The 350-nt window shown below is 68.0% G+C and carries 1 protein-coding gene; it reads right to left on the bottom strand.

Annotated elements, in window-relative coordinates; translation table 11 throughout:
• Positions 1-31: 31 nt before the first annotated feature.
• Positions 32-350 (bottom strand): hypothetical protein (locus NE591_RS13405; protein ID WP_256156882.1); only part of this gene is annotated, 319 nt, incomplete at its 5' end.

The following is a 350-nucleotide window of genomic DNA, read 5'->3' as shown; positions in this document are numbered from 1 at the left end:
GTTTGGCGCAGCATCCTGCGCGGCAGGGGAATCATCGAAGCCCCTGGTAGAGAAGAGAGGACCCGACCAGCTCGCGGTGCACGACGCGGCGCATGTCCGCATAGTAGAGTGACGAGGCGCCGTCTCCGCCGATCGAGGCGGAGAACTTGCCGAGCGTGACAGAGGCCACGGCCTCTCCGATGCCCCCCGATGCCCCGTAGGCCTGATCGACCTCCACGGCCGCGCAGACCGCGCGGATATAGGCGTCCTCGTCCTCCTCGTCCTGTGGCTCGTTGTACCCGATCACGTCGCGGACCGCAGATGCCGCAGCCCGGAGGGATGCCGCGAAGGCATCCTCCCCGAGCGTTCCG

The organism is Adlercreutzia sp. DFI.6.23, from assembly GCF_024462535.1.
GTDB classification, from domain to species: domain Bacteria; phylum Actinomycetota; class Coriobacteriia; order Coriobacteriales; family Eggerthellaceae; genus Adlercreutzia; species Adlercreutzia rubneri.
This window is presented reverse-complemented; position numbering and strand designations above follow the sequence as displayed.